Source organism: Exiguobacterium sp. R-39, from assembly GCF_049942815.1.
Classification (GTDB): Bacteria; Bacillota; Bacilli; order Exiguobacteriales; family Exiguobacteriaceae; genus Exiguobacterium_A.
This window is the reverse complement of sequence record NZ_CP187965.1, coordinates 1,486,657-1,501,535: the sequence shown is the minus strand read 5'-3', so window position 1 is coordinate 1,501,535 and position 14,879 is coordinate 1,486,657. Positions and strand designations below refer to the sequence as shown.

15 protein-coding genes are annotated in these 14,879 nt (G+C 47.3%); 6 read left to right on the top strand and 9 right to left on the bottom strand.

The genetic code is table 11. The annotated features are described in order from the left end of the window. Positions 1-34: 34 nt before the first annotated feature. The 4 genes from ACP26N_RS07840 to ACP26N_RS07825 all read right to left on the bottom strand — a co-directional run bounded on the left by ACP26N_RS07840 (position 35) and on the right by ACP26N_RS07825 (position 3,740). Entirely contained in the window at positions 35-187 is a 153-nt protein-coding gene (locus tag ACP26N_RS07840; protein WP_165871626.1) for a hypothetical protein, read from the bottom strand. Between the two features lie 438 nt (positions 188-625). Continuing rightward, on the bottom strand, positions 626-1,744 hold the full coding sequence (locus ACP26N_RS07835) for an ABC transporter permease subunit (protein ID WP_426355327.1): 1,119 nt from the start codon (positions 1,742-1,744) through the stop codon (positions 626-628). Then, complete coding sequence (locus ACP26N_RS07830; RefSeq protein WP_426355326.1) at positions 1,741-2,862, bottom strand: hypothetical protein; 1,122 nt, start codon at positions 2,860-2,862, stop codon at positions 1,741-1,743. Before ACP26N_RS07830 ends, ACP26N_RS07835 begins: the two co-directional genes overlap by 4 nt. Further along, on the bottom strand, positions 2,859-3,740 hold the full coding sequence (locus ACP26N_RS07825) for an ABC transporter ATP-binding protein (protein ID WP_026833021.1): 882 nt from the start codon (positions 3,738-3,740) through the stop codon (positions 2,859-2,861). Before ACP26N_RS07825 ends, ACP26N_RS07830 begins: the two co-directional genes overlap by 4 nt. Positions 3,741-3,894: 154 nt before the next feature. On the opposite strand from ACP26N_RS07825, the gene ACP26N_RS07820 reads away from it, so the two are divergent. Both ACP26N_RS07820 and ACP26N_RS07815 read left to right on the top strand, forming a co-directional pair. Continuing rightward, positions 3,895-4,671, top strand: coding sequence for a hypothetical protein (locus ACP26N_RS07820; protein WP_426355324.1), 777 nt, complete (start codon positions 3,895-3,897; stop codon positions 4,669-4,671). Further along, positions 4,659-4,958, top strand: coding sequence for a hypothetical protein (locus ACP26N_RS07815; protein ID WP_426355322.1), 300 nt, complete (start codon positions 4,659-4,661; stop codon positions 4,956-4,958). The genes ACP26N_RS07820 and ACP26N_RS07815 overlap by 13 nt, the downstream gene beginning before the upstream one ends. A gap of 30 nt (positions 4,959-4,988) precedes the next feature. Here ACP26N_RS07815 and ACP26N_RS07810 read toward each other — a convergent pair whose 3' ends face one another. Further along, positions 4,989-5,978, bottom strand: coding sequence for a hypothetical protein (locus ACP26N_RS07810; protein ID WP_426355321.1), 990 nt, complete (start codon positions 5,976-5,978; stop codon positions 4,989-4,991). A 274-nt stretch (positions 5,979-6,252) separates the two neighbouring features. Between ACP26N_RS07810 and ACP26N_RS07805 the strand changes: the two genes are divergently transcribed. Together ACP26N_RS07805 and ACP26N_RS07800 are read left to right on the top strand one after the other, a co-directional pair. Next, positions 6,253-6,600, top strand: a complete 348-nt coding sequence (locus tag ACP26N_RS07805; protein WP_214720953.1) for a hypothetical protein — start codon at positions 6,253-6,255, stop codon at positions 6,598-6,600. A gap of 121 nt (positions 6,601-6,721) precedes the next feature. Beyond that, a complete protein-coding gene (locus tag ACP26N_RS07800) occupies positions 6,722-7,234 on the top strand; it encodes a GNAT family N-acetyltransferase (protein ID WP_426355319.1) in 513 nt (170 codons plus the stop codon). 119 nt (positions 7,235-7,353) lie between these two features. Here ACP26N_RS07800 and ACP26N_RS07795 read toward each other — a convergent pair whose 3' ends face one another. Next, entirely contained in the window at positions 7,354-8,598 is a 1,245-nt protein-coding gene (locus ACP26N_RS07795) for a polysaccharide deacetylase family protein (protein ID WP_426355317.1), read from the bottom strand. Positions 8,599-8,792: 194 nt separating this feature from the next. Between ACP26N_RS07795 and ACP26N_RS07790 the strand changes: the two genes are divergently transcribed. After that, positions 8,793-10,208 (top strand): NAD-dependent succinate-semialdehyde dehydrogenase, encoded by a 1,416-nt coding sequence (locus ACP26N_RS07790; RefSeq protein ID WP_426355316.1) that lies wholly within the window; start codon positions 8,793-8,795, stop codon positions 10,206-10,208. Between the two features lie 45 nt (positions 10,209-10,253). Here ACP26N_RS07790 and ACP26N_RS07785 read toward each other — a convergent pair whose 3' ends face one another. Continuing rightward, positions 10,254-12,266 (bottom strand): Na+/H+ antiporter, encoded by a 2,013-nt coding sequence (locus ACP26N_RS07785; RefSeq protein ID WP_188004296.1) that lies wholly within the window; start codon positions 12,264-12,266, stop codon positions 10,254-10,256. Positions 12,267-12,348: 82 nt separating this feature from the next. Then, complete coding sequence (locus tag ACP26N_RS07780; protein ID WP_426355314.1) at positions 12,349-13,236, bottom strand: helix-turn-helix transcriptional regulator; 888 nt, start codon at positions 13,234-13,236, stop codon at positions 12,349-12,351. Between the two features lie 84 nt (positions 13,237-13,320). Between ACP26N_RS07780 and ACP26N_RS07775 the strand changes: the two genes are divergently transcribed. Beyond that, positions 13,321-13,842, top strand: coding sequence for a dihydrofolate reductase family protein (locus ACP26N_RS07775; protein WP_426355312.1), 522 nt, complete (start codon positions 13,321-13,323; stop codon positions 13,840-13,842). Between the two features lie 87 nt (positions 13,843-13,929). Here ACP26N_RS07775 and ACP26N_RS07770 read toward each other — a convergent pair whose 3' ends face one another. Further along, complete coding sequence (locus ACP26N_RS07770) at positions 13,930-14,862, bottom strand: NAD(P)-dependent alcohol dehydrogenase (protein ID WP_188004293.1); 933 nt, start codon at positions 14,860-14,862, stop codon at positions 13,930-13,932. Positions 14,863-14,879: the final 17 nt, after the last annotated feature.

Sequence of the window (14,879 nt, the reverse complement as noted above, 5' to 3'; positions counted from 1 at the left end):
GCAGTAATCGCTAAAATCCAAATTAGCTTCATCATCAGAGGTTTGCTCCTTTTACGTGCGATTTATTTGATTCGCTTACACTTTTAACGATTGAGTTCGTAATCAACAAGAAAAACGGGTAGACCAGGAGCGAGCCGATTAAAATAAAGCCGACAATCGGACCTGGTGCATCCCCTTCATAAGTCATTTGAGATTCCTGTCGTACGGTTTAACTGATAGACGTTGAGCAACGCTTCTAACGGAATAAGTAAGGTGACCGCATACATGATGCTTATTGCATTGATTTTCAAAAACGTTTTTATAATGCCTTCTCCTCTCTATAACAGATTTTCATAGTATACATACGTAACTAAGCAGAAAAAGAAACATACAAAGGAGGAAACGCGATATTTCATTCAAACACTCGTGACTTAATCTACCACGAAAAATTTACTGATCCGCTATAATTAACCAACCGTCCTCGTACCGGAAGAAGACGGTTGACAGTCTTTTTTATAGCTCTCGTGCTGCATGAATCTGCATTTTACTTAACGGACGGAACGCAACCGGCGTCTTTTGTTTTGTAAGCGGTTTACACAAGAAGGTTCGGCTTGGTCTCGCGACAGCCGAACCTTCTTGTATTTCATCATGCCATTCTCCGACCAATTACTCGGTATATCAGTTTGATTAGAATGAGTGTCGTGATAAGTGTGACAACAAGTACGGCAATCGGTAACAAGACCGGATAACCGAAGACATTAACCGTCACATACTCCCGGAATAAAACGTAAACACTTAGTGCCTGTCCCTGTGTGAACTTCACCAAAGTCCACATGAACTCCGGTGTTTCTGTATTAAACAGAACCGTTTCAATCAGAAAAGGTCCGCCGACGATAAGTCCACCGAGGAATACAGCGACCACTGTCTGTTTAATCAACATCGACAGGAACAACAGGATGATGACAAGCGAAACGGCAATCACCCACTGATACAATACGGAAATCCCGTATAATTCAGCGAACGTCAACGGGTAAGGTGAGTTGCCGTAAGCCGCTTGGATCGGAATATCCCAACCGGAATGCCCGCGGAAGAAACATAGCAGTTGAACCAGATTGTAGATTAGAATCGTCCCCGTTACCAGTGCAACGGATACCAGCAGCTTGGCCGTCAATAATTGTTTTCTCCCGTGCCGTGAAGAATACAGATATGCCGCAACACCGGTCTGATATTCATTCGAGAAACTGACGGCTGCTCCAAAAATCAGGACCACTGCCAACAACGCATATCCACCGGTTCCTGAAAATGTCAGCAGTTGATCAAACGTTTGATAGTTTCCGACCGGACGATAATCAATCGCTTCCGTCAAATTAGCTTGTAATGAGAATTGACGTTTTTCATATACAGTGGATGCCTCCTCTCCTTCCTGACGGAGCGAAGAGACAACTTTAGATTGCAGGTCATAAGCCGATGCAGCCTCGAGCACGTTATGATAGGAAGCATTTTGTTTCTTTTCCACTATCGTCGGATTACTTTTTTTGAAATAGGCTTCACTCCCGGCTTCCGCACGCGCAATCATTTCTGAAGTCAGTTCCCCTTCAAAACCTGTGTTGACGCGATCCACCCACGGCCATCCCATGCGTTGAACCGAAAAATACAATCCGACAACCAGAATGACGAGTAACAATAACAATAAAAAACGTTGCTGCAACAACTTGTAAAACTCAAAGCGGACAAGTTCCCGCAACGTACTGTCTGATTTTTTCATACGACTTGCCTCTTTCGACTAGTTTGATAAAGAACCTTCAATACAATCAGGGTCACGATCACCTGTACAAGCAGAATGGCAACCGGCAGTAACAGCGGAATTCCGAGATTGATGGTCTGATACGTCTTAAACACTTCTCCGGTCAACAAGGCGCGGCTCGGGAAAATTAAAATCCCTTGCTCAAAAACTTTTGTTTCCGGAAAAAAGATGCCCGAAATCACGAATTGGTAAAGAAGCGGGACACCCATTAAAATACTCGACCAGAGAATCGCTTGAATCGCCGTTTTGACGAAAAATGAGATTGCGAGCACCCAAATGCCAAGCACGATTAATACAAATGTCTGATAACCAAACGATACCAACCAGTATTGTCCGATGGAGAACGGATACGGTGAATTCGTCAAACCCTCCATCACTTGCATCGGAGCGGACCAATCAATCGTTCCAAAACGATACCAGGCAAGACACAAAATCCCGAGATGTACTACCAGACTGATGCCCGTGAGGAATATCGATCCGGCAAGCAGTTTTGCCGTCAGTAACTTCGTTCGACCGTTCACAGCGGGCAGTTGGTATTGATCGACGCCCGAAACCCGTTCTTTGGAATAGATGAAAGCAATCAGTAACAGCAAAGGGAACAGCAGGACAGCAACGCCGGCTTGAGTCGTAAACGTTACTGCTTTTTCTGCCGGGATGTGGTACTGGATCGTGTCCAGATTGATTTGTTCCACCAGACTGGTATGTAAGGCACGATCCCGTTCGTCAAAGCCCGATTTGGCCAATCCGTTCGTTAAAGTTTCCAGCCCCTGTGCTTTAAAAGTTTGGGCTTCTTCAATGTTAAACAAGTGGGCGAATGCTTCGTTTTCAAACGAAACACCGGAATCAAATTGACGATTTAAACCATGATCTTCATCATTAATTTTATTTGCGCGGTCATGTATTTTCTTAAATGTTTCTGCCGTCGCCGGACCTTCCCATGCCGCATACTTCGCGCGGACATTTGCTTCCTCTTCTGAAAAGACCGAAGACATCAAGTACAGCAATAAGGCGGCGATGAACAGCATGGCAGGAATCGATGTGCAAAGTTTATACAATTCAAAGCGGATCAATCGGCTCATGCACTTTTACTCCGTTCGTCCAAGTGATACAAGTATAAATCTTCCAGTTGCGGCTCATCTTGGACCGCCTTCGGATGCGGCATTTGGCTTGAAATGATTCGGACCCGGTTTTTACCTTGCCGCGTTTGTTGGATTGATCCGATTTGATACGTGTCTTGTAATTCGAGCAATTCCTGATCCGTCACATCAACGGTCCAGATTTCAGTCGCAATTTCATCCAACAGCTCATACGGATTAGCTTGTTTGATGATGCGTCCCTGCTTCATCAAAATGATTTCACGCGCTATCGATCCGACATCCGAGACGATATGGGTCGACAGCAAAACAATCCGCTTTCGGGCAATCGACGCAATCAGATTCCGGAAATGAATCCGTTCCTTTGGATCAAGGCCAGCTGTCGGCTCATCAATGATCAAGAGTTCCGGATCATTCAGCAACAATTGGGCAATCCCGATTCTCCGCTTCATACCACCGGAAAAGCTTTTCAACTTCTTATTGGCGTGTTCTGTCATGTTGACCGCTTCGAGGGCGGACATGACGCTTGTTTGGACATCTTGTTTTGGCACCCCTTTGACGGTCGCGAGATAACTTAAAAATTTAGCGGCGGTAAAGTTGCTGTAGATTGGCGTGTCTTGCGGAAGATAGCCGATTTTTTCGCGGTACGCGTCAGCAAGCGGCGACATTTCTTGTCCGTCAACAAGAATTTTACCCGTTGATGGTTTAAGCAATCCTGCTAAAATCTTCATCAACGTTGACTTACCGGCCCCGTTCTCTCCGAACAACGCATAGACGCCTGGTTCTAACGTGATATTGGCATCCATCAATGCCTTTTTCCCATTCAGATATGTTTTTGAGGTGTTCTGAATCTCAATCTTCATCCCATTTGACTCCTTACGTTCATGATTTAATCTAGCATCTTACACATTATACAAAATTTGTATCTTTCAGTGTAATGGATTTCAAATAAATGTTTTTGCTATAATGGGTATTCTTTGGATTCAAATGAGAGGGTATGCAGAAAGGAGACTGTCTATGGAACAGACAAAATCGTTTAATTTAATCGAACAAGCGGTCACAAGTTATGGTCTCGATTTTCGCTCACTCGAAATCGAACCTGTCTCTCTAACGACCTACGGCAAACATGGAGATGTACACTATAAAATTCTGATCGACGGACATCCCTATTCGATACGTTTGTTGCCGGAACAACGTTATACCGGGTCCGCGCTTTCACACTCCACATTGGATACACTGGAGCTACAGTTGAGATACACCGATTATTTGCGGACGCAGGGCATTCCGTTCATGGAGCGTGTGAAACCGATGCATGAAGCACTTTTTACAACAATCATCGATTCGGACGGACAGAATTGGACATGTTGTCTGTTTCGCTGGATGGATGGCCACCACGTAACGGGGAATACGAGACATACGGCCGCTCGGATGGGCACGTTAGCCCGTCGATTGCATGATGTCTCACTTCATCAACAGGAAATCCGGTTTCCGTTCATTGACCATACGGTTGCCTATCAGCGTTGGCTCGACGATTTACAACGGCTTTCCATCTCACGGATGCCGGAATCGGTCCGAAATTCATTTCAGGAGTATCTGAATCTAACACAATATCATCTCGACACCGCACAACATCACCAGTCTCCTTCCATTCAACCGGTCATTTCGACTGATTTGAATTCGCTCAATGTCTTATGGGATTCCGAGTCTTATGGGATTCCGATCAACAAATCGTCGGAATCGTTGATCACGAACACATCGGTGCAACCGACCGTGTACAGGATTTGGCTTGGCTGATCAAATGGTATGCCCGGACGGAAAGTATCGAATCGCATACTGTGTCCGGTCGTTTAGCGAAAATCTTACTGGCTCATTATAATTCGCCGACCATGCTCGTGCCGGAAGAGGATCCGCGGCTGGCTTCGTTGCTCTGGCTCTCGGGCTGCTTCAATCTGCATTTCGTTGTACGGACGAAACATTTGTTGCAGGAAGCCGGGCAACATCCGGAACAGTATAATCCGCTGCAGCTTCATTTGCAGACATACCGTCTCCGGGGCGAGCGACTGTCCGGTCTGCTAATCTAAAAAAAGAAACAAGTCGCAGGACTTGTTTCTTCACAAAACACGAAACGGACTGACACTATCGGATTTTTTTAGGCGGTATTCCGCAATCGGCTTAAAGTGACTGTTCAGCGTCTTAACCCGGAATTCAGCTGTTATGGTGATTTCTTCGAGGACATGATACGTTTTCGTTTTAGCATCATATGCATAGTCGACTAAATCATCTTTACTGTCATATAAGACACGGACTTGTTTCGTCTTATGGTTGATTTCATACATCCGGTCCTGATTAAAGATCAGTTCGGTTTCCTTTGTAAGTGTTTGTGTTTTCTCGACCCCGCCCTTTACGTACTGGTTCGTCGTCATTGTTTTTACATTGCGCTGTTTTTTGACGTCATACGACAAGACTGTCAACTTTTCCTCATGTTCCGGACGGATGCCGTAAATCTTGAGTTGAGAACCCGCCTGGCGCATGTGATAGGCGAAAAGCATCGATGTGATGGTCTCATGGTGCAACGTTGCAAATGATTTGGTATCAAAGGTATGCAGTTTGATGGAATAGTTGTATCCTTTCATATGATCGGCCAAAACGTACGCTTTATTATCGATAAGAATCAGATGCCGTCCATATCCGGTGAATTTTTTTGTCTTCCCGACTTTCTTAAAATCAAGAGTATATTTCGTCAGCGAGGAATGGTCCATATCTTCCAGGCTCATGACATAATAGGCGTCTTTGTACTTCCTAATTTGACCCGGTGCAGGCGCGAGCCGTTTGACCGTCTGCTTGCTGTTCTTTAAATCAACGACACGATCCGTCTCCGAACCATACATCACTCCGTCGTTTATGTATTGAGCGTTGCCAAACGCATAGCGCACCGTTTCAATCTTTTTGTTGCCGATATAGGTCTCAAAAGTAGTGATCGGTTGCTGATAGCTTGTTGAAACGACTTGATAGGTATCGCTTTGTGCTGATACCTGATGATTTAATCCAAATGAAGAACTGACAATCGTTGCTGCCATCAGCAGCTTGTAGCCTGTGTGCATGTTTTCCATTCCTCTCCACACGAACCGTATTAAGGTTCCATCAACAGTCCCGTATTTCAGACTTGCTATGTTCCCTTCATACAAATAATACCCATTTAATGGCACACGGTGAGCTGTGAATCATCAAATGGGTCAATCTGTTTTTTGAAATTCATTTCGGTGAGATAGCCCCAAGTTACGATGAGGCGTTTACCCCTTACATTATTTCCATATTAAAGGGTGATTTATTTATCGTATGTTATAATTATACAAATAATGATTTTGAGGAGTTCATATGAAAAGAATACTCGTCATTTTATTAAGTGGAAGTTTATTTGTCTTGGCTGGGTGTAGTCAATCTGATACAGAGAGCACTGGTAGTTATGCGATGATTGTAGTGGTGAATAACAAAGAATATAACGGAACAGAAGCTCAATTGGATACATCCAAGCAACTTGGGGAAGAAATCAACAAAATAATCAAGAAAACTAAAGCCAATGAGATGCCTCAAGGGAATAATCAATCGAATTACTTTCCGGTCGGATCGAAAATCTATTCCGTTAAGGGAACGGAAGATTATATCATCGTAAAAGACAACAAAAATAAAAAGTGGCTTTTAGAAAAAGTGATGAATAGAGAATAGAAAATTTCTCTTTCATTACTTTTTTCAGTCATAGCAATTATGGCTCATCACAATCAGCATGTTTGCTACTTTAACGACTAAGTTCAATGAGCAATCTAAAAAAACGATTGGGGAAATCCGTATGATACTAAATGTTGATATACATATTCGAGCGATGACCTCTCATGATTTTTATTTAATGGTGAAGTGGTTAAATAATCAGAAGGTACTAGAATTCTATGAAGAACCACCTTCCAAATTAGATGAAGTAATACATAAATATGTTCCTAGAATTAAAGGTGAGCATTATGTTACACCTTGTATTGTAGAGTACAAAAGCGAACCCATAGGTTATATGCAGTACTATAAAATTCAAGAAATTGATTTGGAAAAATATGATCTTCCAAAAAATCAAAATATTTATGGTATAGATCAATTTATTGGAGAACCCCAATTATGGGGCAAAGGTATAGGCTCCATGATGATTCAAATGATGCTGGAGTATCTTTGGAATGACAAAGATGCTTTAAAGGTCGTATTAGACGTTAAGAAAAATAATAAAAGAGCAATTTCAAGTTATAAGAAATGCGGTTTTACGCAAAATAAAGAGTTAAATCATGACTCACTTTTAATGGAATGGACAAAAGAAACATGAATATACTTAATAACATTCTTCAATGAATATTTGGAAACAATTTAAAAAGGCACGAACGCTTATCTAACAGCGTTTCGTGCCTTTTCCTGTGAACCTATTGCAATCAAACGCAACAGAACCTATTTTTTAAGAACCGGCCGCATCGGATCAAAAACGGTTTTCGCATCAAAGAACGAATCCAAAACGTTGGTCTTCCCAGCAATCGCTTGGCGGAGCCGGATCCCGTCGACATTGATCCGCGCCTGTCGGTAATAGTCTTTCCCCGCCTGCTTCCAAGCATGCTGCGAGGCGTCGACGTTATAAAAATAGCGGAATCCTTTTTGCGTCAAATACCGGTACTTGTCGCCGCTGTACCCATGCCAGTCCTGAATATCACTGCCGTACGGATATATCAATTGACGGGTCGACCCGATCAGTGGCATGACGTCGCGGTTGTAACGGTCCGTATCCGCTTGAATGGTCGCCAGACTGACTTTCCCGACTGAGATATGACCGTACGTGTGACTCGCAAACTGCCAACCGTCTTTCTTCAGAACGGTCGCCGTCGCTTTCGCCTGTTGACGCGCCTGCTCGACTTTAGCAGATTGCCCGTACTGCGCATACGACGACCGGTATCCGAGGACGCCGTTATAGCCGGTAATACCCAGTAATCCTTTCGCGCCATGGTAAGAAAAATCCGGATGACGGTTGACGAACGCGTCCACAAGCGGTACGAGATCATAGGCACCATCCGGTTTTCCGGTCATCGAATTGGTGATTCGTCCATTTTTGACTTTCAATGTCGTCGCAAAACCGTCGCCGATCATGTATTCATAGTAGTTGACGTCATCCTGCGACAGAACGAGCGGCTTCTTACCTTTTGGAAAAGGAAGTCCCTTTTCGGTCATCCGTCCGTCTTTCCACGTCGCAAGATCGGTCGGCCGGACAAGGACATAGTTCCGTTGATACAAGGCGGTCAACATCCGTTCGAATTCACCTTGCGTCACCATATAATCATCGTAACCCTGCTGTTTCCGGTCCCCGTCAAAGGCGCGTTTTGGTTCTGCAATCAAGGAGTGGAAAAATAAGTGCGGGACAGATGTCCCGGCTTTAATCGTACCGAGATTCGCCTGTTTCGCCGCATATTCCTTCCGCTTTTGTTTTGCTTCCGTCGTCTTCAAGCGGTCGACAATCCGGATCGCCCGGACGTAATCATACTGGGACGCGATGAAATCGGCGCGTTTTAATTCCTGACGTATGTAGCTCGGGTCTGCTGCTTGATGTTCGACCTGTTTCGTTTTCGTTTCCGATCCAACCGACTGTTGACCGCATCCACTGATCAGCACGATTCCAGCAAGACTGACGCCCATCCATTTTTTATTCATGTGAATCCCGTCCTTTCTCCGACAAACAACACTCCACTCTGCTTAATTTTTATATTCCCAATTATTCAGTTGATTAACGATTTTTTCCTGCATCATTCCAGTTCGTTATGCCCCCCATCCAAAGCGGAAGTACACAAACCGCCCGGATGGGTGTTTAATAAGGGACGTAATGAAAACACACGGAGGTGCAACACATGATTGAACAAAACGTCATTAATAATATTTGGTATAACACAGAGGAAACGATTCCCGTCTTTAACCCGGCAACTAAAGAATTACTCGGACACGTCCCAAGCAGCACAGCAGACGATGCAGCGCGTGCCGTCGATGCAGCAAGTACAGCATTCGTCGACTGGTCGGAACGGACAGCCGATGACCGCGCCGATAAAATCGATGCCTGGTACCGCCTGATTCAACAACACCGTGATGAACTCGCGGAAATCATGACGCTCGAACAAGGGAAACCATTCGTCGAAGCACGCGGAGAAATCGACTACGGCAATCAATATGTCCGCTGGTATGCGGAAGAAGCGCGCCGGATCTATGGAGAAACAATTCCGGCATCCGTTCCCGGGAAACGACTCTTCGTCGAAAAAGAACCGGTTGGTGTCGTTGCGGCAATCACGCCATGGAACTTCCCGGCAGCAATGATTACACGGAAACTCGCTCCGGCGCTCGCTGCCGGCTGTACCGTCGTGTTGAAACCGTCGGAAGAAACACCGTATACGGCACTTCGTCTGGTTGAACTCGCGATCGAAGCCGGTATTCCGGCTGGTGCCATCAACGTCCTGACAGGTGACGCGGCAACCATCAGCGGTGTCTGGCAAGCCGATTCCCGTGTCCGGAAAATCACATTCACCGGCTCAACAGCGGTCGGTAAATTAATCATGCGTCAAGCGGCTGATACGATGAAAAAATTGTCGCTTGAACTCGGTGGTCATGCGCCGTTCATCGTCACGGAAAATGCGGATCTCGACAAAGCCGTTCAAGGCGCCATCCGCTCGAAATTCCGCAACGGCGGACAAGCGTGTGTCGCAACGAACCGCTTTTATGTCCAGGCATCTGTTCTCGACGCCTTCACTGAAAAATTCGTCGCCGAAGTCACGCGCTTGAAAGTCGGCAACGGACTCGACCCTGATTCGACGATCGGACCGTTGATCAATGCGAAAGCCGTCGCCAAAGTCAAAGCACATATTGACGACGCCGTCGCAAAAGGCGCAACGATTCTTTCCGGCGGTACGATTGATGATTCAGTCGGATACTTTGTTGAACCAACCGTCCTCGGTAATGTCACGGAAGACATGATCTGCATGCAGGAAGAAACGTTCGGTCCGCTCGCACCGATTTCGGTCTTCGATACGCTTGACGAAGTCATCGAACGCGCGAACAACACACCATACGGTCTTGCGGCCTATGCGTTCTCGGAAAAAATCGACGAAGCTCTCCTGCTCGGTAAAAAACTCGAGTACGGAATCGTCGGTTTGAATGACGGTGCACCATCTGCTGCCCAAGCCCCATTTGGCGGCTACAAAGAAAGTGGACTCGGCCGTGAAGGCGGCGTCTACGGCATCGAGGATTACCTCGAAGTCAAATACCTTTCACTCGGTTAATCACAAAGCAGCCCCTGTCCACTGGACAAGGGCTGTTTTTTTCATTTACTCGACGTACTCATAGAGAACGACACTTTCGATATAGTGAATGAAGCGGCGCAATTCTTTTTCTTCCTCGCCGGACAAATCGCCTTCGTTTGACATCGAAGCGATTTCCTGGCGCTGGACTTCGATTGCCCGCAGACAAAGTTCTTCTTTTTGCTGATCGACGTCGGCTTTTCCGCCGACCGGTGATGACCAGCGCGTGTGTTTAAAGCGTAAACGTTTATAGAATTCGAGTACGCTTTGAACGACATCGACCGGATAATCGCCGCGGCATCCTTCAAGCCGGGTGATGACTCCTGTCATGACCTGTTCGTACAGTTCATGTTCGACCTGTGTCAGACGGATCAATTGATCGGACGACATGTTAGACCGTTTTCGTTTCCAAAGGATTTTCCGGATCGGTTGCAACAGACGGAAGCGGGCTTCCTTGTCGATGGCTTCGCGGCGGTTATCAATCGACCGGAAGACTTCTTTTTTCAGCTGGTCCGGTGTTTTATGTTCCTGCAGGAATTGTTTCGTCAAGTCACGTTCCCACTGGACCGCCTCAAGCCGCAGTTTTTTCAGCTGTTGGTTGAAGTGCGTCAGTTCTTCCTCACTTTTCTCCTGTGCCCGTAACAGGCGCAGCATGACATGATATTCATTTAATAAATCAAAGGCGACGGTCGAATTTTCTTCCTGGACGACCTGTTTGATTTCCGTGATCGCCCGTTTGACCATCCGCTGTTTATACGAATTCAAATCGAGTTCCGGCTGGGCATCGGCCTCACCGCGGTTGAGCAACGGTAAAAGGATTGTCGCGAGAACCAGTGTGAAGATGATGACACCGGCCGCGAGGAAAATGATCAGCGACCGTTCCGGGAACGCTTCTCCTGATTCGGTCACGAACGGTAATGACAAGACCCCGACCATCGTAATCGTTCCGCGGACGCCGACGAGTGTCGTGATGACATCCTGCTTAAACGACGGTTTGCGGTGATCCGCTTTTTTCAGGAAGCGATGGTCGAACCAATTGAAGAACATCGTCCAAATCAAGCGAATTAAAAGAATGACCGTTCCAATTTCAATCACAAATGACATCAGACGCCAGTTGTTAATCGCGTCATCGGCAAAGATTTCGCGTGTCGCTTCCGGTAACGTCAAACCAAGTAACAAGAAGATGATCCCGTTTAAGATGTAGGCGATCATCGTCCAGATGTTGTCGGTCAACGTCTGCTCCTGGGCAAAAAACGTTTCCGTCCGTTCTTTGATCAAGGCGTGGAGAATCCCGCCCGTCACGACGGCAATGACACCGGACGCATGCAAGACTTCTTCTGCAACAAAAAAGATGATGAACGGTGTCAGGATTTGCAGTAACGCATAAAAAACGACATCTTCAATTCCTGTCCGCCGTAATTTCATCTTCAACCAGTTCATCGCGACACTAATGGCGAGACCAACGACCGCTCCGACGGCGAACATGTAGACGAATTCCGTCGTCGCCTGCTGGATGGAAAAGTAACCGGTGACGACGGCTGCGACCGCGTAACTGAAGGCAACAAGTCCTGACGCGTCATTGATCAACGACTCTCCCCGGACGAGATTTAAAATCTGTTCCGGTATCTGGACCCGTTTCGCAATCCCGTTGACGGCGATTGGATCGGTCGGCGACAGGATTGCAGCGAGCGCAAAGGCCGCCGCAACCGGAATGACCGGTACGAGCCAGTTGATGAAGTATCCACCGATGACCGTCGTCAATAAGACGAGGACGATGGCATTACCGAAAATGGCAGCGCGCATCTTCCACAGCTCATCGCGCGGAAAATGTGAACTGTCGTTATAGAGCAATGGAGCGATGAATAATAACAGGAACCATTCCGATTCAACTTCAATCTTCAGTCCGCTGATTAACAGTGCCGTAATCGTTCCGACGAGGATTTGAATCAAGGCAGTCGGAATGAAGCGGATGTAGTGTCCGAGGACTTGCGTCAAAATGATTAAGACAAGCATTAACAAAATAAGTGATAACGTTTCCATAGAAAACCCCTTCCGTTTTTACCATGTTTCTCTGGTTATATCGTAACATAGTTTCTTACTGACTTAGGAACAGGACCCTTTGTCATTCCTGATAGATTGCCAGCACTTCACTGGCATGGCGCCGGATTTCTTCCTGTAACGATAACGGTTCGAGGACCTTGACTTCCCGACCGAGTCCAAATAACTGCCGGCCGAGAAACGGGAGTTCCAGTCGTGGTACCGACCATGTCCGTTGCTCGTTGAGCGGTAAAATCCCTTCGAGCAACCGTTCTCCGAGCGGTGTCAACTCGAGAAGGACCGTCACCTGTTCTCCTGCTTCATTTAAATGTTCTGCTTCTTCGAACGTCATTCGTTTCGACGGGATCGTCGTCTCAGTCACCTGTTCTATCCGGTCAACACGGTACTGGCGCAATCCCCGCTCCGTCTGCGCGAGCAGATACCAGCGGTTGCGCTCAAATGTCAGACCAACCGGGTCAATCAGAATCGTCCGGCATCCGCTCGTCGTCCGATAGACGATCTCTCCTTTCACTTCTGCTTCCATTAAACGCAATAGGTTACGCGTCAAGGGAGACGCCGGTGTATCCGGTCGCGCAAAGCGGACCCTTCCTTTCAGGCGGTCCATCTTGGCTTCGAGATCGGACGGCAGTTCATGCAGATACCATTCGGCAAGATTGCCCCGCAATGCCCCAAACGGCAAATCCGGAATCTGACCGACCCAGTCGATCATCAAAAACAACGTGATGGCTTCCTGTTCCCGTAAGGCAAGCGGCGGCAACAAACGATTTGGTAATACCCGGTATCCACCGGCCGGTCCGCGTTCACTGTAAATCGGGTAGCCGTTCGCTTCGAGTTCGAGCAAATCACGTTGAATCGTCCGCAAAGAAACACCACATGCTTCCGCCAGTTCCCGTGCCGTCAACAGCTGCTGCCGGTTGAGCAGACGCATGACTTTTAAATGTCGGCTTTTCATAAAATATTTCTCCTCTAATTACGACATCTTTTGTCATGATTATACCGTAGACTAAGTATAGATTGAATATAAGGAGGAGTTACGATGACCAAAACCGTTTTATATATTGCCTGCAGTCTGGATGGAAAAATCGCGCGTTTGGACAATTCTCTTGATTGGTTGTTTGCCGTCGAAGGAGACGGTGACAATGGCTACGCGGCGTTCATGGAAGACGTCGGAGCCGTCATCATGGGTCGGAAGACGTTTGACGAGGTCTTGGTGCTGAGCGAGGAGTACCCCTATCCCGCAATCGACAACTATGTCTTGACCCGACAGAACGGTAAACAGTCGGAACATGCGACCTTCACGAATGAACCGCTCGATGTGTTGCTCGAACGGATCGGTCCGACGATCGACGGGAAGATTTGGCTGATCGGCGGTGGTGAATTGATTCAGGAAGCCTTACGGTTGCAACTGATTGATCAGCTCGAACTGGCGATCGCACCGGTCGTCCTCGGCAGCGGGATCCCGCTGTTTCCGGAAGGGACGCTTGAAACCCGCTTCCGCCTGACCGGTTGCCGTCCGTCCGGACAATTCGTCATGGCAACCTATGATGTCTTGAAGTAATCTACAGCACAAGCAAAAAACCTTTGAAACGATGCATTTAATCCCTGCATCGTTTCAAAGGTTTTTCTTGTGATGACGGTCGATTATTTAGTCCGTTCTGTCGTAGTCATCGACCACCGACACGATGACATTACCAAACTTCCGTCCGGCATCGACGTACCGGTGGGCGGCGACAATCTCCTCAAGCGGATACACCTTATCGATGACCGCTTTCAGGTCTCCTGCTTCAAACCACTCATTCAGCAGCCTCAAATCTTCCTTCAGCGCCCGTGCGACGCCTTGTCCGGCGACTGAACGAAACGCTCCGTCCGCCTTGACATGCTGCCGGGCCGTCCGTTTCTCCACCTTCCCGGATGCATCAAACACCGCGTCATACGTTGTCAGTTCAGTGTCGTAACCATCCGTTCTATAGTCGACGACGACATCTGCGCCAAGACGTGTGACCAGTTCAGCATTCCGTCCGCTGCAGACGGCCGTCACATGAAGACCATATTGTTTCGAAATCTGGACGGCAATTGAACCGACGGCTCCGGACGCCCCGTAAATCAAGATCGACTTTGCCTGCTCGAGGTTCAGTTTCCGGAAAAAATGGAGGACGGTCGTTCCGCCAAACGGAAGACCGGCTGCTTCTGCGAAGTTCGCGTTGCGCGGCATCTGCTCCACACATTTGTTTTCCTTGATGCAGGCATACTCGGCGTAGCCGCCAAAGCGCATCCCGGTCAGGGCGTAGACCCGATCGCCGACTTTGAAGTCCTTCACTCGGTTGCCCGTCGCAACGACTTCGCCTGCTAAGACAACTCCTAAAATCGGCTGTCTCGGTGCTTTCCATCCGACGACGAGACGCATCGGAAGCTTTCCTGCTGCCGGGACATCGAGTGCCCGCATCCGCCGGTCTCCTGAGTGAACAGCGGATGCATATACCTGAATCAGCAGATCAAATGCTTTCGGGACAGGTTTTTCGACCTCTTGCAACTTCAACACATCCGGTGGACCATAGGCAGTACAAATGACGGCTTTCATCGTATCCCTCCTCAAGC